The sequence below is a fragment of the Mesotoga sp. UBA5557 genome (assembly GCF_002425715.1).
Taxonomy (GTDB): domain Bacteria; phylum Thermotogota; class Thermotogae; order Petrotogales; family Kosmotogaceae; genus Mesotoga.
Genome location: NZ_DIMV01000099.1, coordinates 75,837 through 93,949 on the forward strand (window position 1 = coordinate 75,837; position 18,113 = coordinate 93,949).

The 18,113-nt window shown below is 45.6% G+C and carries 22 protein-coding genes and 1 tRNA gene; 17 read left to right on the forward strand and 6 right to left on the reverse strand.

Annotated features, from left to right (window positions below):
• Nucleotides 1-146: 146 nt before the first annotated feature.
• From B3157_RS12515 to B3157_RS12525, 3 genes are read right to left on the reverse strand one after another with little or no spacing between them, the layout of a single operon-like run.
• The gene (locus tag B3157_RS12515; protein WP_292590776.1) at nt 147-641 is read right to left on the reverse strand and encodes an aminoacyl-tRNA deacylase; all 495 of its coding nucleotides are present in this window, start codon (nt 639-641) and stop codon (nt 147-149) included.
• A 28-nt stretch (nt 642-669) separates the two neighbouring features.
• Complete coding sequence (gene prfA / locus B3157_RS12520) at nt 670-1,752, reverse strand: peptide chain release factor 1 (RefSeq protein WP_292590778.1); 1,083 nt, start codon at nt 1,750-1,752, stop codon at nt 670-672.
• Nucleotides 1,752-2,801, reverse strand: a complete 1,050-nt coding sequence (locus B3157_RS12525; RefSeq protein ID WP_292590779.1) for a type IV pilus twitching motility protein PilT — start codon at nt 2,799-2,801, stop codon at nt 1,752-1,754. The genes prfA and B3157_RS12525 overlap by 1 nt, the downstream gene beginning before the upstream one ends.
• Before the next feature lie 133 nt (nt 2,802-2,934).
• Between B3157_RS12525 and B3157_RS12530 the strand changes: the two genes are divergently transcribed.
• The 3 genes from B3157_RS12530 (at nt 2,935) to rbr (ending at nt 6,079) form a co-directional block, all read left to right on the forward strand.
• On the forward strand, nt 2,935-4,377 hold the full coding sequence (locus B3157_RS12530; RefSeq protein WP_292590780.1) for an alpha-amylase family glycosyl hydrolase: 1,443 nt from the start codon (nt 2,935-2,937) through the stop codon (nt 4,375-4,377).
• Nucleotides 4,374-5,321: a cation diffusion facilitator family transporter gene (locus tag B3157_RS12535; RefSeq protein WP_292590781.1), complete on the forward strand. Its 948-nt coding sequence runs from the start codon at nt 4,374-4,376 to the stop codon at nt 5,319-5,321. Before B3157_RS12530 ends, B3157_RS12535 begins: the two co-directional genes overlap by 4 nt.
• Before the next feature lie 164 nt (nt 5,322-5,485).
• Nucleotides 5,486-6,079 (forward strand): rubrerythrin, encoded by a 594-nt coding sequence (rbr, locus tag B3157_RS12540; RefSeq protein WP_207759726.1) that lies wholly within the window; start codon nt 5,486-5,488, stop codon nt 6,077-6,079.
• 51 nt (nt 6,080-6,130) lie between these two features.
• On the opposite strand, the gene B3157_RS12545 is transcribed toward rbr, so the two are convergent.
• Nucleotides 6,131-7,396, reverse strand: a complete 1,266-nt coding sequence (locus tag B3157_RS12545) for a patatin-like phospholipase family protein (RefSeq protein ID WP_292590782.1) — start codon at nt 7,394-7,396, stop codon at nt 6,131-6,133.
• Nucleotides 7,397-7,682: 286 nt separating this feature from the next.
• On the opposite strand from B3157_RS12545, the gene B3157_RS12550 reads away from it, so the two are divergent.
• From B3157_RS12550 to B3157_RS12605, 12 genes are all read left to right on the forward strand, one after another.
• Nucleotides 7,683-8,429, forward strand: coding sequence for a serine hydrolase domain-containing protein (locus B3157_RS12550; protein ID WP_292590803.1), 747 nt, complete (start codon nt 7,683-7,685; stop codon nt 8,427-8,429).
• Between the two features lie 184 nt (nt 8,430-8,613).
• A complete protein-coding gene (locus tag B3157_RS12555; protein WP_214060372.1) occupies nt 8,614-8,868 on the forward strand; it encodes a hypothetical protein in 255 nt (84 codons plus the stop codon).
• Nucleotides 8,869-8,972: 104 nt separating this feature from the next.
• Nucleotides 8,973-10,241, forward strand: a complete 1,269-nt coding sequence (gene murA, locus B3157_RS12560) for a UDP-N-acetylglucosamine 1-carboxyvinyltransferase (RefSeq protein WP_292590784.1) — start codon at nt 8,973-8,975, stop codon at nt 10,239-10,241.
• A gap of 433 nt (nt 10,242-10,674) precedes the next feature.
• The gene (locus B3157_RS12565; RefSeq protein WP_292590785.1) at nt 10,675-11,472 is read left to right on the forward strand and encodes a radical SAM protein; all 798 of its coding nucleotides are present in this window, start codon (nt 10,675-10,677) and stop codon (nt 11,470-11,472) included.
• On the forward strand, nt 11,473-11,826 hold the full coding sequence (locus B3157_RS12570) for a Na+/H+ antiporter subunit E (RefSeq protein WP_214060371.1): 354 nt from the start codon (nt 11,473-11,475) through the stop codon (nt 11,824-11,826). It abuts the gene before it with no gap.
• The gene (locus tag B3157_RS12575) at nt 11,823-12,071 is read left to right on the forward strand and encodes a hypothetical protein (RefSeq protein WP_214060370.1); all 249 of its coding nucleotides are present in this window, start codon (nt 11,823-11,825) and stop codon (nt 12,069-12,071) included. The genes B3157_RS12570 and B3157_RS12575 overlap by 4 nt, the downstream gene beginning before the upstream one ends.
• Nucleotides 12,068-12,349, forward strand: a complete 282-nt coding sequence (locus B3157_RS12580; protein WP_214060369.1) for a monovalent cation/H(+) antiporter subunit G — start codon at nt 12,068-12,070, stop codon at nt 12,347-12,349. The genes B3157_RS12575 and B3157_RS12580 overlap by 4 nt, the downstream gene beginning before the upstream one ends.
• Nucleotides 12,346-13,035, forward strand: coding sequence for a hydrogenase subunit MbhD domain-containing protein (locus tag B3157_RS12585; protein ID WP_292590786.1), 690 nt, complete (start codon nt 12,346-12,348; stop codon nt 13,033-13,035). The genes B3157_RS12580 and B3157_RS12585 overlap by 4 nt, the downstream gene beginning before the upstream one ends.
• Nucleotides 13,032-13,703, forward strand: coding sequence for an MnhB domain-containing protein (locus tag B3157_RS12590; RefSeq protein ID WP_292590787.1), 672 nt, complete (start codon nt 13,032-13,034; stop codon nt 13,701-13,703). The genes B3157_RS12585 and B3157_RS12590 overlap by 4 nt, the downstream gene beginning before the upstream one ends.
• Nucleotides 13,700-14,059 (forward strand): sodium:proton antiporter, encoded by a 360-nt coding sequence (locus B3157_RS12595; protein WP_214060367.1) that lies wholly within the window; start codon nt 13,700-13,702, stop codon nt 14,057-14,059. The genes B3157_RS12590 and B3157_RS12595 overlap by 4 nt, the downstream gene beginning before the upstream one ends.
• Entirely contained in the window at nt 14,056-15,498 is a 1,443-nt protein-coding gene (locus B3157_RS12600) for a proton-conducting transporter membrane subunit (protein ID WP_292590788.1), read from the forward strand. Before B3157_RS12595 ends, B3157_RS12600 begins: the two co-directional genes overlap by 4 nt.
• Before the next feature lie 34 nt (nt 15,499-15,532).
• Nucleotides 15,533-15,608, forward strand: a tRNA-Trp gene (locus tag B3157_RS12605).
• A gap of 32 nt (nt 15,609-15,640) precedes the next feature.
• Here B3157_RS12605 and B3157_RS12610 read toward each other — a convergent pair.
• Together B3157_RS12610 and B3157_RS12615 are read right to left on the reverse strand one after the other, a co-directional pair.
• The gene (locus B3157_RS12610) at nt 15,641-16,114 is read right to left on the reverse strand and encodes a GNAT family N-acetyltransferase (protein ID WP_213917504.1); all 474 of its coding nucleotides are present in this window, start codon (nt 16,112-16,114) and stop codon (nt 15,641-15,643) included.
• A gap of 15 nt (nt 16,115-16,129) precedes the next feature.
• Entirely contained in the window at nt 16,130-16,633 is a 504-nt protein-coding gene (locus tag B3157_RS12615; protein WP_213917503.1) for an HPP family protein, read from the reverse strand.
• 126 nt (nt 16,634-16,759) lie between these two features.
• Between B3157_RS12615 and B3157_RS12620 the strand changes: the two genes are divergently transcribed.
• Together B3157_RS12620 and B3157_RS12625 are read left to right on the forward strand one after the other, a co-directional pair.
• Entirely contained in the window at nt 16,760-17,041 is a 282-nt protein-coding gene (locus tag B3157_RS12620) for an acylphosphatase (protein WP_213917502.1), read from the forward strand.
• Between the two features lie 19 nt (nt 17,042-17,060).
• On the forward strand, nt 17,061-17,963 hold the full coding sequence (locus B3157_RS12625) for an alpha/beta hydrolase (protein WP_213917501.1): 903 nt from the start codon (nt 17,061-17,063) through the stop codon (nt 17,961-17,963).
• Nucleotides 17,964-18,113: the final 150 nt, after the last annotated feature.

Below are 18,113 nucleotides of genomic sequence, written 5' to 3' on the forward strand. Positions count from 1 at the left end.
ATGTAGAATTGATTGACAGGAGTTTGAAGGGAGAGAAGATTGATGGAGATTTCTACGGTTCTGCTGCTACTGGCCCTTTTCTTCGGAATAGTTTCCGTTCTAGTGATAATTTTCAAAATCTAATTGCCAAGCGTAGCCCGGAACTCTCAGTGTTTCTCTTTGGAGAACGAAGCGACATTACCTTTCGTAGCGACAACCAGATCCGTCGGCCTTAACCATATCTGAAGGCCCCGCTTGCCAGCGCTCATAGAAATCCTCTCTTCACTCAAGACTTCTCCATCTATATAGACTTTGAAGCTCTTGTTCATCGCCAGAGGAGAGACCCCTCCCCTGACGTAACCTGTAATAGCTAGAAGCCGGTCTGAGGAGACCGTTTCGATATTTCTATCACCAGTTATCTCCGGAAGCTTCTTCATATCGATTTCCCGATGCCCACCGAGACAGCACACGAAGACACCGCTTCGATCACCTTTGAGTACGATTGTCTTCATCGTTTTAGGAGCTGAAAGTCCAAGTTCGGAAGCGACCTTAACAGCGCCCAGATCACTTTCGTCAACTTCGTACTCAAGAACCTCATACTCTATGCCGAGACCGTCCAGAATCCTTGTTGCGTTTGTTCTTAGAGGCTTCTCATTCTTCATGCTCTGTCTCCGTAGAAGAGGCTCTAGACTAACCGATAAGTTTCCTGTGGAGCAGTTCCAAACGCTTGTTTATATCTGCAGCGGAAAGCTCTGTTACCAGTTCGTCGAGGTCGCCGTCCATTATATAAAGAAGTCTGTAGCTGGTGAAGTTAATCCTGTGGTCAGTGACCCTGTTTTGAGGGAAGTTGTATGTTCTTATCTTCTCACTTCGCTCTCCAGTTCCTATTTGCGTTCTTCTGGTCTCGACAATTTCATTTTCCGCCTTAGAGCTATACATCTCGTAGAGTTTTGCACGAAGTATCTCGAGGGCCCTGGCCTTGTTCTGGTGCTGAGATCTCTCCTTCTGTACCGCAACAACGATTCCCGTTGGTTCATGAACTATCCTGACCGCTGAATCTGTCTTGTTAACATGCTGACCGCCTGCTCCTGAAGCTCTGTACGTATCGATTCTTAGGTCGGCAGGATCGATTTTGACTTCCGTCTCGCTGACTTCAGGAAGAACCGCCACTGTGGCGGTCGAAGTATGGATCCTTCCGCCGGATTCTGTAGAGGGAACTCTCTGGACCCTGTGGACTCCGCTTTCATACTTCAGTTTGCTGAATACGCTCCGACCTCTTATCTGAAATACGATTTCTTTTAATCCGCCGATGTCTGTTTCATTGGAATCAATGATCTCTGATTTCCAGTTGTTTCGCTCGGCATATCTGCTGTACATGCGGAATAGATCCGCAGCGAAGAGAGCCGCCTCTTCGCCGCCAGTTCCCGCTCTTATCTCGATAATTATGTTTCTATTGTCTGATAGATCGGGGACCAGTAGTCCCTTTAGATTCAGTTCCTGTTTCCCAATGCTATTCTCAAGGTCTGATATTGTCTGGGCTATCTCTTCCTGTTCGCTCTCACCGGCAGAATTCTTCATCTCATACCATTCGTCAAGCTCGCTTTTCATCGATTCTATGTCATTGTAGAGATTTATGATCTCGGAAAGCTCGGAATGTTTCTTGCCGTACTCCATAAGTTTATCGGGATCGGAGGCAACTTCTGGTCTGGAGAGCTCCCTTTCAACTTCCTTGAATCTCTCCCTGAATACTTCCATTATCTTTTCTAGATCCATTAGAAGGCCCTCCTGGCCATGGCGTTCGCATCTCTCGCATAGTTCTGAAGTTGATCCTTGTCGATAATGCCCTTCTTGAAAGCATCCATCAACGCATCATCAAAGGTAACCATTCCAAACTTAATGCCGGCTTGCATCATAGATTCTATCTGATGAAACTTCTGTTCCCTGATAAGGTTCCTTATCGCCTGGTTCACAACTAGAATCTCAAGAATTGCAATCCTCCCTTTGCCGTCTCTTCTTCTCAGCAGCCTTTGGTAAATGACAGCCAGCAAGGTATTTGCAAGCTGCATTGCTATTTGGTTCTGCTGATGAGGTGGGAAGACTCCGACTATCCTTTCGGGAGTGGTGGCGGCAGAATTCGTATGAATCGTTGAGAAAACAAGGTGACCGGTCTCCGCAGCGGTCATCGCAAGTTCCATAGTCTCGCTATCTCTCATCTCGCCAACGAGAATTACGTCCGGGTCCTGCCTCAAGGCATACTTAAGGCCGTTGTAGAAGGACTTGGTATCGGGTCCAAGCTCCCTCTGGTGAATCAAAGCGGTCTTTTGCTCAAAAACATACTCTACAGGATCCTCTATAGTTATGAGGTGTGCATTCCTTGTTCTGTTTATGTTTTCCAGCATCGCTGCAAGAGTGGTTGATTTACCGCTGCCTGTAGGCCCCGCAACTAGCACGAGTCCCTTGTCCGGCTTGCAGAAGTCTTTGAAAATGGCGGGGTACCCCAGGTCATCTATAGTCTTAACTGTTTTCGGAATGAGCCTCAGAGCTATCACAGGAAGCTTATTTGAGTAGAAGTAATTTCCTCTTACTCTCGATGAGCTGAAGCCAAAAGAGAAATCGATTTCCTTACTGCTCGAGTCCTCAAACTCCATCCCCGTAACTTCCTTAAGCTCAGCAATGATCTTTTTCATCATTATCGCATCGGTAAGAAGCTTGTCCTGAATCAACTCGCCATCGACCCTGTACATCACATAACCTCCGGAAGTCACATGAACGTCGCTCGCATTCATCTGTTCGCCCTTGCTCAGAGTCTCCATTATTAGCATCTTCCACACCTCCTAGAACAGACAAGATTTTAACACAATGCGCTATTGGATAACTATGATAAGATGTAAGATTCTAGGGACAGTGATAGTTCTCGTGAATCGGTTCGATTTCGGACTGCCATAGTCGGGAGGGATGTACGTGTTCTACGAGCTGTATATAAGATCATTTTGCGATGGTAACGGAGACGGAATAGGAGATCTAGTAGGAGCCGAACAGAAACTTGATTATCTTGCAGGTCTCGGTATCGAAGGAATATGGCTCCTACCGATACTTCAGTCGCCGGCATACCACGGTTACAGTGTCACTGACTTTTTCAGCATTAATCCCATATATGGAAATCTCAAAGAGCTGAGAAGCTTTCTTGCTTCAGCACATAGGAGAGATCTGAAAGTGATCCTGGACCTTCCGATCAACCACACTTCTCCTAGTCATGAATGGTTTCTCAGGGCTCTCGACGGCGAAAGACCGTACAGGGACTGGTACCTCTTTCTGCAGAACGAAGACTGGCTAAAGGCAAGAAGACACTGGGACGGGGAGAAGGTATGGACTAATTACTCCGGCCAGTGGGCATACACACTTTTCGGCCCGGGAAGCCCCGATCTCAATTACGAATCAACTTCTCTATGGCAACAGATGAAAGAGGTTCTCACATTTTGGCTTTCGGTGGGATTTGACGGCTTCAGATTCGACGCCGCAAAACACATCTTCGATTTCTCTATAGAGAAGGGAATATGCGAGTATCAGCACAGCAGAAATATCGCGTTCTGGAAAGAGATGACCTCGCACTGCCGATCAATTTCTCCCGATTCGATCTTTGTGAGCGAAGTTTGGGACGATGCAAGAATTGTGGATCTTTATTCTGCGATCTTCGGAATCGGATTCAACTTCCCGCTGGCCGAAGACTTGAAGTCAGCAATTGCCAAGAAGGATCCTGAGCTTCTGGTAATATCATTGAAGACAGATTTGAACAGGTGCTTCAGGGCCAAACGCAGCTATGAATCTGGACTCTTCCTTACGAATCATGATATGAGTCGTTTGGTATCGTCAATGAACGGCGACCGCGAACTCTCGCTCCTTTCAATGTCTGTATTGCTCTCTCTTCCAGGAGTACCCTTTTTCTACTATGGCGAGGAACTGGGCATGGAAGGTGTCTACAATATGTACTTCAACGAAGAACAGCTGGAACCCTTTCTCTGGTATGAGAACGGCTACGGTCCGGGACAGACGGAATGGAAGGCTCTCGGCAAAAACCATCCTCACAGCGGTGTGTCCTATGAAGCGCAAGAAGCTGTCGATGACAGCTACTATATGAGATTCAGGGCTATACTTGAATTCAGAAAGAGTAATCCCTGGCTAAGATTTGCCACAATCAAGAGCGTGAAGCGCAAGGAGACTTTGATAATGTTAAAGGTGACTGGAGAGAGCAAGAGCGCAAACATACTCCACAATCTTGGAACGAAGAAGATTGCTGTCGATTTGAACGCTGATGTCCAAGTGATCAACGGCACCGTATCGAAGTACAGGAACAAGAGATATCTTGGCGCCCTATCCAGTGCGATGGAGGTTACTGAATGAACGAAGATAGAGCTTCAGTCGCCAGAATGGGTTCGATAATAGGCGTAGCTGGAAATGCTTTGCTTGCGGTGATCAAAGTATTTACCGGCTTCTTCACTGGAAGCATGGCTATTCTTGCCGACGGAGTGGATTCAACTACCGACATATTGACATCTATCATAACGTGGATCTCAACATCTGTTTCAAGCAAACCGCCGGATGCTCAACACCCTTATGGTCATGAAAGAGCCGACGCCGTTGCATCCAAAATTGTGTCCATGATTATCTTTTTTGCCGGCGCCCAGCTTGCTATGAGTTCTGTTCAGAAGCTGTTTACCGGAGAGTCTTCCGTCGAGAATCTTGAGCTGGTAATTGTGGTTGCGGCAATCTCTTCCATCACGAAATACTTCCTCTATCGCTACAAGATGAGCATTGGAAAGAAGATTGACTCTTCTGTTTTTGTCGCAGACGCGATGAATATGAAGCTTGACATAGTAATCTCGCTATCCGTTTTGGGAGGTTCGATTTTCGTTGGAGTTACCGGACTGCAGATAATCGACTCGATTGTCGGACTGGTTGTATCAGCGCTGGTAATCAAGACCTCTATCGAGATTTTTTGGGAAACCAACTACGAGCTGATGGATGGACTGAAGCCGGGCGACAATGTTTACAACATAATCTTCGAAGCGGTTGAAAGAGTTCCGGGAGTTCACAACCCTCACAAAGTGAGAGTAAGAAAGATGGGTTACAAGTATCTTGTTGATCTAGACATCGAAGTCGACCCCAGGCTGTCTGTTAGGAACGCCCACTTCCTTGCCAAGCAGGTTGAGGCCGCGATAAAGAAGGATCAGGAAAACGTCTATGATGTACATGTTCACATTGAACCTTCGGGAAATGTTGAAGATGAGAACTTCGGAATAGACTCTTCGAGGGAATTTGGAAAAGACACAGATAAAGACCAGTAGAAACTGAGGTGCCTTTTTTGAGACCAAGTTTCCGTGTCGGTTTTCTTTAGAGAGATTCGTAATTGTAATCGACTTTGTACTATAATTATGTGGAGATGTTCTTTCTCAACCGTAATAAGTTCACACAAAAATATTCGAAAACAATATCTCGTATCGGGGGTGAAATAGTGAATCTAAAAGGCACAAAGACTCTTGAGAACCTAATGAAGGCATTTGCAGGCGAATCACAGGCAAGAAACAGATACACTTTCTACGCTTCCGTAGCCAAGAAGGAAGGATTCGAGCAGATTTCCGCTCTTTTCAGGGAAACTGCCGATAACGAGAAGGAACACGCAGAAGTTTTCTTCAAGCACATCATAGAAGGTATGACAGGCGAACTACCGGTTATGGTCCACGTAGATGCTGACTATCCTGTAGATCTTAGAGGAACGAGAGAGAATCTCAAAGCTGCCGCTGCCGGAGAAAACGAAGAGTGGACGGAACTGTATCCAACATTTGCCGATGTCGCGGAAAAGGAAGGCTTCAGAACTGTTGCAGAGAGCTTCAGACAGATAGCCAAGGTGGAAAAACGCCATGAGACGCGCTATTTGAAACTGCTCGAAAACGTCGAAACCGAAAAGGTATTTAAGAGAGAAGAGAAGGTCCTTTGGAAGTGCGGAAATTGCGGGTATATTCTTGAGGCAAAAGAAGCGCCCGAGCAGTGCCCTGCATGCAAACATTCGAAGGCTTACTTCGAACTCTTCGTTGAGAACTATTAGATCATCTTGAAGACATCTGGGTCCGGTATTGCCGGGCCCTTTTTGGCTCTGCTATTCCAGGCGGGTCAGAGAACTGAATCCATCTTCGAATATCCTGAATTCCTGATCTTCGAGATCTTTCATCTTCGAATTGTCTATTAGAAACTCAAGAAAACTCACTACTCTTTCACAGGCGATATCGTTATACTTTATGTTCTCAAAACTTGAGCGCGCAGCAGAAACGACCCGTCCGATCAGAGTCTGTAAAGTGAATAGCTCCAGCTTCCCAAATTCTAGATGTCCTGCAAGCTTCTCTAGGAGAACCACCCATGTTTCCAAAGGACCGGAGGTTCCAAAATGATCTTGCAATACTGGCATGAGTTGCCCGTAATAAAAGTGGTGAGTAGACTCGCTCTGCCAGGGTTCAATTCCAAAGATAGCTTTTGCCTCTTTCTTTTTCTTTTCTGGCATTGAGAAGAGCGCTTTTGCAATCGTGTCCTGCTTTGCAAAAACATAGTACTCCTCTCCGGCAAGATAAACCAGTTCGCTGAGACAGTCAAGATATCCCTCTTTCATGAAGTTTCGAGAGACTTCGGGATCGAAGTCAAGAACATCTCCATAGAATTCTCTCGGTTTGATTACAAGATGTTTCACTTCATCAAGTCTCTTTAGTGAAACAAGAGTCAGAAGATCTCTAATTCTCTTCGGACCGAGATCGACAATAATAATCTCCTTGAACCCTCTGCTCAAAGCCATATTAACGGGAATATTTCTGTAAATGCCACCATCTATGAACTTTTCCAAGCCAATTTGCTCTCTTCTGAAGACTGGATGATTAGCGCTTGCCAGAATGTAGTCTTTTAGCTCTCCTTCAGGAATATCTTCGATAAAGAGCTCCCTCGGCTCCATATTGCTGAGAGAATAAGTGACGATACCAACATCGATCGGGGCTTTTCGAACTTCCTCTTCCTTGAGGAGACGGCCAAAGTTTTTTCTAAGTGGAGCAGGATCGAACCCGCCGGTCTTGAGTGCACCAATCGCTTTTTCGATCAAGTTGCCGTCAGTTCCATCTACTACCACTTTATTGAAATCGATTTTCAGCCATAATTCGCGTGCGTCTTCGAACTTGTCCATAGCAACTGCCATTGAGTTCAAGGCGCCTACCGACGTCCCATAGACTCCCCCGATCTCAATTCCACAATCCTTCAGAGCCTTCCAGACTCCTATCTGATAAGCGCCTCGGGCTCCGCCTCCAGAGAGCACGAGTCCAATTTTACCGTCGAAATTGACCCTTTCCTTAGCCGGAATAAGAAGTTCGGACAGATTCAACTTACCCACTTTGGTCACCTCTATCCAATTGTATATTAGGCTCCCTCCGAAATCCACAGAAAATTTCCCTCATGGTGCATGTTCAGCTACAATGCTTAAAGGAGGCGCTATATGAGCTTGGAAAGTTTTAGAAAGCGCTTCGCGAAATAACGTCTGAATTGGAGAAGCTAGTTGCAGAAGGTGAGATTCCCGGAATCTACTGCGGGGTACGTTTTAACGACACAGTTGACACTGCCTCTCTTGGGGTCACGAATATCGACCATCCCTTGAAGGTAAATGATGAGACTTTTTTCAGATCGGCTCGATAACCAAGACTTTCGTAGCTCTTGCTGTTATGAGATTGGTCGATGCCGGCAGGATCGATCTGGAAAGACCAATTAAGGAACTCCTCGAAGATTTCGTTCTTTCAGATAAAGGAGCTGAAGAAAAGATCACGATGAAACATCTTCTGACCCATACTTCTGGCACGAAGGGGGATTACTTCAAGGATTTTGGTTATGGTAAGGATGCCCTGGAGAAACTGGTTAGGAACATGTCTTCTCTTCCTCAGATCAACCCTCCAGGAAGAATCCTTTCTTACTGCAATTCAGGTTTCTATGTGGCGGGAAGAGTCATTGAGGCGGTTACCGGGAAGACCTTCGAAGAAGCAATCATCGAACAGGTTTCTGGGCCTCTCGGTCTGGAGAACATTCATTTCTTCCCCGAGGAAATAATAACAGAACGTTTTACGTTCGGGCAGCTGATCGCAGAAGATCGTATATCTATTGCACGTCCTTGGGCCGTTGGAAGAACAATACATCCAGCTGGAGGCATCGTCACTAATATTAAGGAAGCCCTACTTAACTATTCAGCCTTTTATTTTAGTGGCAGAGCTTCGGATAGAAATGGAATCATAAGTGTTGATTCCTTCACAAAACTAATAACTGGAAAGATTGGCGCTTCCCCTGCATCTAAGGTCGCACTTGGCTGGTCGTTGAAGAGATCGATGGATTGGCGACAATACAGCACGGTGGTGGCACCAACGGTTAAATATCATTACTGATGGTCTTCCCGGAGATGGACTTTTCAGCTGCCATTCTAACCAACAGCAATGAAGGTAGTAAAGCGACCTCCCTCTTTTCAAGAATGGTCGTTGAAGATCTTCTGGGACTGAATCCGGAGATTCTTGAACCCGCAACAAATTATCTGGAAAGGCGGAGAAGATTGCCTGGCTCTACAAAGGAGAGATGTCAGATCTGGAGATCTTCATTGAGCAAGGGAAGAGCTTCATTAAGGAAATCCCGCGAGTAGGTTTTCCTGACGAAGACTCGGAACCAGCTTCTCCATCCACTCCACAGGAGATCTCAATATCGGGCGGAGGTTTCGTAATAAATCTTAGCGAACCTTATTTGGCAAGTGCGGGGGAGTTCATCGTTAATGAATCCGGCAGAATAGAAGGTCTAAGGATCGGACTTCGTATCTATAATGAGATCCTGAGCTAATAGAATTATTATGGTATGATTCGATCTTTCCTCTGCCCTTACCTCTGATAAAATAAGAGTGCGGTCGTATCTTCTTAACTTGATGAAAAGATTGGAGGGTTATTATGAGCCAGCTCGTTGTTATGGGAAATACACGTCTCAAAGGCGAGATAAGGGCAAGTGGCTCCAAAAATTCAGTGCTACCGATTCTTGCGGCTACAGTAATGATTGAAGAGCCAGTCGTCATAAAGAATGTGCCAGAATTGCGAGATGTCCAGACGATGATATCAATACTTCAGCAAATTGGAAAGACAGTTGCTTTCGAAAATGAAACCGTCACAATAATGCCTGGAGAGATTCTAGTAGGAAACGTTCCATATGAACTCGTAAGAAAAATGAGAGCCTCATTCAACATTATTGGTCCTCTCGCCATGATTTGTGGGTGGGCCAAGGTTGGAAAACCTGGTGGCTGCAATATCGGCCAGCGTCCTGTTGATTTTCATCTCAAGGGTTTGGAGGCTTTTGGATTCAAGATAACCGAAGAGCACGGCGACGTTATGGCCGTAATCCCGCAGAATTTCGAGAAAGAGATAATCTATGCTCTTCCGTTTCCCAGTGTGGGAGCTACCGAGCAGCTAATGACTACGGCAACGCTTATGGAGGGGAGCGTGGTAACGATTGAAAACGCCGCGCGTGAACCCGAAATTTCTGATCTTCAGAACTTTCTTAACAAGTGTGGTGCACAAGTCAGTGGTGCCTCAACTCCAACCATCAAAGTGACAGGAGTTGGAAAGCTTACTGGAGCAGAGTATTCAGTTATTCCAGATAGAGTAGAAATCGGAACGTATTTACTCGGAGCGATCGCCACCAAAGGTGACATTAAAATCCATGGGGCAATTGCAGACCATTTGATCGCCCTTTTGAGAATTCTCGAAGAGATGGGTGCAGGCATAGAAGAGGGCCATGAATACTTGCGAGCTTTCTGGAAAGGCCCCTTGAACCCTGTTAGAGTATCATCTGAACCATACCCTGGATTTCCAACAGATCTTCAACCAATAATAACGGCCGTCTTAGCGACGGTTGAGGGCACTTCGGTGCTTGAGGAAAACGTCTTCGAAAATCGTTTTGGATACGTAGATGAGCTAAACCGTATGGGGGCTCAGATAAAAGTCTCGAGCAGTCATGCGAATATTCGTGGTGTGAAAAAGCTAAGTGGAGCAGAAGTCGTTGCGCCAGACATCAGGGCCGGTGCTGCTCTGGTAATGGCCGGGCTAGCTGCGGACGGAGAGACAATCATCAACAATGCCACACACCTCTTCAGAGGGTATGAAAGATTCCAGGAGAAACTGAGGACACTGGGAGCAAAGATAACTTTCTATCCCGATGAAGAATGAGGGAGAAACGAGGTCGGGGGTTGGTGTGTGCCAAGAGAACTGTGGGCCGTTGAGCGGTTTTCCGCTGGCGAAGAAAAAGGAACTGGATGCTAAACATGTTCAGCTTGACGGGATGTAAGACTCTCAGTACGATGATAGATTGGTTGTACGTAAGGGATTGTTGGTTAGGCGAACTTGCCCGAAGTGTTCCTTTTCCCTCGCATAGCCCAAACGCAATCTTAGTCTCCCTAGACTCGAATTTGTGTGATAGTATCAGCTCACGGTCTTCCGACAACCTTTAGAGTGAAGAGAAGGAATGGATTGAATGGATTCAAATTTAGAAAAACTCGACAGAGTACATAAAGCAATAGAAAAAACGAGAGAAAGACTGCACTCTTGTGACCTGTGCCCTAAGAAATGTCATGTGAACAGGTATGAGACTTCTGGTTTCTGCATGCAGAGGATTGAACCGAGAGTCTCAGCAACAGTACTACACTTTGGGGAAGAACCACCTTTGGTGAAGGAAGGCGGTGCAGGTGCTGTCTTTTTTAGTGGCTGCACAATGAGCTGCCTCTACTGTCAAAACTTCGCTTTCAGTCAAAAGAACGCAGGCAAGGTCTTTTCTTTTGAAGAGCTATCGCGACACTTCATGAAGATTCAGGAGGAAGGGGCCGCTTGCATCGATCTCGTCACTCCGACTCCCAATCTGTATGGCTTCCTCAAAGCCTACGAACTTGCACTTGAGGAGGGCTTTTCCCTTCCAGTAGTGTTCAACACTAGCGGTTATGAAGAAGTAAGTACTTTGCAGCTTCTCGATGGAATCGTCGACATCTATCTCACAGATATAAGATACACCGACGATGCGCTTGGAGAGAAATACTCACTTGTCCCCGATTACTGGACTGTCACAAAGAAGGCAGTGAAGGAGATGTTTAGACAAACTGGCTCTTTCAGAGAAGAAAGAATGCGAGGAGTTATTGTCAGGCACCTTGTTCTACCTGAAGGAATAGCGGGTACAGAAGAGATGGCGGAGTTTGTGGCCTTTGAATTGTCTTCGTCCGTTCCCATATCGCTTATGTCACAGTATCGACCAGTTTACAGAGCGGGAGAGCACTACGAACTATCAAGAAAAATCTCGGAAGAAGAATACGATTATGCACTTGATGTGATAGATAGATTTGGTCTCACTGGATGGATGCAGCATTTCGAATCTAAGGAGAATTTCAGGGCCAAACCTTTGAGGTGGGACTAGATGATTTTCACTATTTCTTTCTTCTTGTGGATCACTTTCTTTGGCAGATTCACGCCGGCCTCTGTAGTTTCGGGGCTGCTAGTTTCGGTACTTGCTCAGTATATATCGTCTAGACTTATTCGTCCCGGTCCTGTTCTTGGTACCGTATTTCGAATTATGCTCGCTTTACCTGTTGCGGTCTTCCAATCATTCAGAATTATCTTCTCGAAACCCGCATTCACGGTAAGAAGCGAAAAGGCACCGGAAAACAGAATCGTTGAATTTGGGAAGATCATCTCTATTACAATGACCCCTGAGGAAGTTGTCATTTCGAAGGACAGGGAAGGGCTGTTGATCCACGAGGTGAAAAAGTGACCTTCTATATCACAATGGCGGCAATAATTTCTTCTATTGCGATGCTGGTCTGGTTTGCTGCAAGTAGCGATCCCTGGAAACTACTAATAGCCTACTCTTCCATTTCGACAAGGCTTCTTATAGGCGTCATATTTATTGAAATGGTTACTGGAGTTGATTTCATATCCAGTGTTGCCTTGCTGTTTCTCATTCTCAACACGAGCGGCACAATTATCGCTGCATATTATCTGGGGGTACGACGATGATGAGAATAATCGGATACTTATTCCTTATACCCGGCCTCTTTTTCGTTGTCGGAGGCACGTTTAGGGCAATCCTCGCTCACACAATCATCGGGACTCTCCATTTTCTAACGGTTGCCGACACTGTCGGACTTATATTCATCGTAATCTCTGCTTCTTTCTTTGGCCTGCTGACGATAATTGAGATGTTTGCGTTTATTGTCGCTTTGATGGTCACTGGACCGCTTGTAACTCACGTAATTGCCAGGGCCTTCATAAACTCGGGGGGAAAAGAGAGATGAGTTTCGTCTTAATCGGAATCAGTTCTCTTTATCTTGTTAGCGCGATAATCGTCCTTTCATCAAGGACTAACTTCCAGAGTGTTATCTGGTTTGGAATTATGGGTTCGGTCTCGGCCGTAATTATGATGATAATAGGCGCGCCGGATGTTGCGATGACCCAGTTTTCTGTCGGGGTTGCACTAGTTCTAATAGTCTACATAATGGCACTTAAGAAACAGCGCCGTGTCCGTCTCGGATTTCTCGATGTGCCTTCGATGATAGAGGAGTTGCCTTCCGGTCTGAGAGGGCTGGAGTGGGAGATCATTCGGCTTGTTGACGAAAAGGAAGGTTATCACGTTGAACCAGTTAAGTTCTCTTCAAAGGAAGAAGCATTGAAAGCCGTTGAGAATCATGATGTCGATTTGGTTTGTGGAGCATTTACAGAGGACGACGTTTCAGGTAGAACAAAAGGCATCCCTTATCTGGAGACTTCAATATTTGTCTGTAACGGAGAGGAAATTGATTTTGTGAGACTGAAACACTTGAGCAGAAACGCTATTTCTCCTACGCCAGAATTCCTGAAAAAGAGCCGCTATGTCTTTGTCATTTCCATGAATTCGCCGGATCTGGAAAGAGATATTCTTGAAGGATTGAACGAGATTAGATCTTCAGGGAATATCGAAGAGATAGTGGGGCGGTACCTGTGAAGATAGCAGGAATCATAGCAGTTACAATAATCTTTGTCATTGTTATGCTTTCATTTGATCCATCTGGAAGTATCCCCAGGCCGATAGAGCAAATAGTGGAACGAGTTAACGTGCCCAACGCAGTTACAAGCGTTTATCTTGAGACGAGACTCTATGACACGATATTCGAGATAATCGTCTTCACTATAACGGCTCTGGGAGTCGCCGCCCTTCTTGCATCGCTTCCAGTGAACAACGATGAAGGCCAGCAGGTATTTGGTACAGTAACTGTCTATAGCGGGGGCTTGGCCGCCTTGTCGATAACCCTTTTCCTATATGTGGTAATAAACGGCCACATCAGCCCGGGTGGAGGTTTTGTTGGCGGAGTTGTACTTGCAACAGGCGTAATCACTTACGGTCTCACTTCCAGTTTCAAGAAGGCAAGTCTTCATTATGATATGCTAAAGATCGGTATGTTTGAGAAAATCAGTCTCGTGCTAATTTTCGCATTCTCAACTTTGATCATCCTTTTACCAGAAACCCACTCACAATTACTTTCTGAGGCTGGCTTTGGTTCTACTTTCAGCGGTGGGCTGATCCCGATTCTGAACATTCTTATCGGAATCAAAGTATACGCCGGCGCATGGAAGATGTCCAGCGAGTTTATTAGCAGACGAGGAACACTATGACAGGAACTCTCGTAATCTATTTCTCAATTTTGGGAATGCTGGTGGGAACGATCGGTATGATTCTCTCGAAGGACCTTATAAAGAAGATTCTCTCTTTAGGTATTGTGGAGACTTCTATAAACCTCATGTACACAGGAATCTCAGCAAGAAGCGGGATAATACCTCCCATAGTCAGCGGCGATTTCTCAAGAACCACCTACGCCGACCCGATTCCTCAGGCAGTGATAATCACAGGTATTGTGATATCATTTGCCCTGCTTTGTCTTTCACTCGTATTCGCGATCATAATATACAACAAATACCACACAATGAACGTCGAGACGATCGAAATAATCTTCGAGAGGGAAGAACGGTGATCGCGCTCGTCTTTCTGCCCGTCCTGGGAGGAATTGTCTGTCTGGTGCTGAAAGACAGGAAGTCGGTCAGTCCGATTGTAGCGATTGTGACTGCTTTTGCAAGTGGAAGCGTTCTTCCTTTCGTTATCTTTGAAGATGCTTCGATTATTCTGGGAAAGTGGGGTTCGCTTGGAATCGGTATGGCTGTCGATGAATTCGCAATTCCCTTTCTTTTGTCTACATTCATCGTGATGCTTGCGGTGATCCTGAATTCTATCAAGAGAGGTTATGACGGCTTCTTCTACGCCTTAATCCTCATACTTTATGGAACTCTGAATTCGATTTTCCTTTCGAGGGACCTTTTCAGCATCTTCGTAACCATAGAACTCGCGTCGATTATTTCCTTCATTCTGATTTCCTACGAGAAAAAGCCCCGTCAGGCCTGGGCCAGCCTTAAGTATCTGCTCCTCTCTTCCCTAGGTCTGAACTTCTATCTACTGGGAATCGGGATTGTCTATATGGAGACGGGTTCATTTGCGATGGATAGTCTCGAACATGTTTCAACTATCGCAACTGTTCTGATATTCGGGGGGCTGGCCGTAAAGTCCGGTCTTTTCTTTTTCTCCATGTGGCTGCCGGATGCTCATTCCAATGCGCCCATAGAAGTCTCTCCAATACTATCCGGCCTTATTGTCAAGCTTGACGTGTACCTGTCTATAAGGTTCATCACGTATTCCTCTTTCGGCTGGATGAGAGATACCTATATGATAATCGGCATCGTCAGCGCAATTGTCGGCGTTATCTTCGCCGTCAATTCAAAGAACGCCAAAAGGGTCCTTGCATACCATACTATCTCTCAAGTTGGCTTCATGCTTGTAAACTGTGACAAGTCCTCTGCCTGGCACGGCTTTAGCCATGCAATATTCAAAACGCTCCTCTTTCTGGTCGTCGGGAATATATCGGCAAGACTTGGTACAAAGGAATATTCAAAGTGGTCGGGGAAGATCACAAAAGTCGAGTATGCCTTTCTTTTGATCGGTTCGCTTGCTATTGCGGGATTTCCTATGACATCCGGGTGTGTAACTAAAGAGATCATCATACACGGCGCTTGTTGTCCCTCAGTGAAGATCCTGCTTCTTATTGCTTCCGCTGGAACGGCAATGAGCTTCTCGAAGTTCATCTTTCTCAAACCCGGTAAATCTTCCTCCTGGCCGGCCGCGAATACCGTTGCTGCTTACTCCATCTTGTCCGGAGTCATAATAATACATGGGATCATCGGTTTCGAAATATACATGTTCGAATCATTACTTGCCGTTATCGCGGGAATGGCGGGGTATCTTCTGCTGCGCAAGTTCCTTAGACCTCTGCCGGTTTACTTCGAGAGAATCGATTCGGCACTCTCTTCATATCTCATACTCTTTCTTATTTCGATCGTGCTGGCAATAATCCTCTCCTCTTGAAAAGGAGTATCGATTCCGCTATAATCGTCTTTGTAGGCGAGTAGCTCAATTGGCAGAGCGACGGTCTCCAAAATCGTAGGTCGGGGGTTCGAGGCCCTCCTCGCCTGCCAGAAAAGAGAGGAATCATCCTCTCTTTTTCTTTTTAGTTATTACCGATCGCCTTGGCCATATTCATGTTGGTTACTTCATATCCCATCTTCTTGTACAACGATACCGCTGCGGTGTTATGAGCAAAGACATGTAGCGAAAGATTTTCTATTCCCAGATCTCCGGCATATTCCTCAAGTGCTTCGAGACTCCTCTTTCCACAACCTTTTCCTCTGAATTCCTTTTGGATCACGAAGTCATAGATGAACCCCTTCTTTGTATTCGGGAAGATATGCAACCAGAAGTAGCCAATCTTATGATTATGATCAGTCTCCACTATACTTAGAAGCTTGTGATACCTGGTGTTCAAACCATCCGTAAGTAATGAATCGATCTCTCTTCTCGATTTCTCGATCGCATCCTTCTCTTCCCACCTTCCCGATTTGACATTCTCGATCGCATAGTTTCTTACCAATCCTTCACTATAGACCTCGAACTCATCGGGCTTCATCTTTTCCAGTCTTATCATCCAGTTACCTCCTTCCTAGACAAGATCCAGCAAGTGTTTCTTCAAGAGTTCTTTTACCGAAAAGACGATGATTATCCCAAGAATGGTTATAGTTGCAGTTCTAACACTGAACCCGTCAAGAGTCAACCCCAGTGCGAGTCCGGCAGCCGGCGGATGCTCTGAATCGGTTATCACCATGGCAAACATAGTTAGACCTATCGCCAGAGACCCCATGAAGGCGAATGATATGTTATCAGACCACTGAATATGAGTATGTTTAGTCAGCAGATCCAAAACATGAACTCCAAAAGCTACCAGCAGACCGATTGCGTTGCCTCCCAGAACGTACCTTGCGCTGGATGCCCTGAGATTTGGCATCGCAAAGATAATGAATGTCGATGCCCCAAACGAAGCAACAACAACTGCTTCAGAGATTGCATCAATAAAGAGCAGAATCACGAAGACCGAAATGATCGTCAGCAAAGTCTGGGAAACGTACTTGAGCGGATATTGTCGGAACTTGGAATCTAGTGTTATCATCTTACCTCCTGGTTCGCCAAGAAATAACTGCATCTCTCAAGAGAAAGGTTTAGGTACCATCAACTGATAGAATCTCCCTATGAAGAGATAGAAATATTCTAAACCATAGGGAGGTAAAGTCGTAGTGTGAGAACGGTTGAAGTTACTCTCGAAGGGAGAGTTCAGAGAGTTGGAATGAGAAACTTCGTGAGGCGGCTTGCAGAAAAACACAGAATCACCGGGTATGTCGAAAACCTGGATGATGGGTCCGTAAGAATTGTCGCTAGAGGCGATGAGACTGAACTTGCATTGTTCTTAAACAAAGTGAAAAAGGGATCTCTTGCCGTCAAGCTTTCTGGAGGAAAGATCACCAGAATAATCGAACAGTCCTCTCAAGAGCTGGAATTCAGGGGCTTCGAAAAGAGGTAGTTCCATATGGAGGGAAAAAATGATAATTGCCGTAATAATTCTAGTTGTTGTAGCATTTCTGGCCTTTGTGGGATTTGCTCTCTCAAATAGGGTCATAAAACCCAGACAGATCCCTTACGAAGAGACCTACCGCATCGAAGTCGAGAATGGCAGAATGGATCCAGATTGGTTCGAAGAGGTCGGAAAGGAAGAGATTTGGGTTGATTCTCCTTATGGATACAAACTCCACGGGTTTCTGATTCCGAACGACAATTCCGAAAGAACCGTAATTATCTGTCACGGCATCACTTATTCACTTTTCGGTTCCATAAAGTATGCAAAGGTTTTTCACAAGCTGGGCTACAACATCATCGTATATGACCACAGGAATCACGGAAAAAGCGGAGGTACGAATACGACTCTAGGCTTCTACGAGAAGCATGATCTTGCCGCTGTAAAGAAATGGGCTCTGGAAAGACTTGGGGCGAATACTCGAATCGGCCTACACGGAGAATCGATGGGTGCTGCAATAGCTCTTCAATACCTTTCTCTTGACAATGAGATCGATTTCTGCGTCGCCGACTGCAGTTTTTCTGACCTCGAAGAATTGCTGTCAGTAAGGTTGCGTGAGGACTTTCACCTTCCCTCGATTCCATTCATTTGGCTAGCCCGATTCTTTGCAAAACTCCTGACTGGCGCGAATCTAAAAGAAGTAAGCCCAATAAAATCCGTAAGAGAGTCGTCAGTTCCAGTAATGTTCGCGCACGGAGCTGAAGACCATTACGTTCCAACCTATATGAGCGAAAAGATGCACATGGAAGGCAATTCGAAAAATCATCTTCTAGTAGTTCCCGGAGCTGCTCATGCAGCGTCTCTCCCAACCGATCCGGTCACATATGAAAAAGAAGTTGAAAGCTTCCTTCGCAAGCATAAGCTCCTATGAAAGATCACACTCTCCTTATCGTTTATCATATTAATGCAATTACCTAAACAAATCACACTCATGGCTTGATAATGTTATTCCCGTTCCGTATGTTTTCACAGTGCCTCAATTTGCCATATTAGTTAAGTTTATCACTTAATCTTCTGAAAA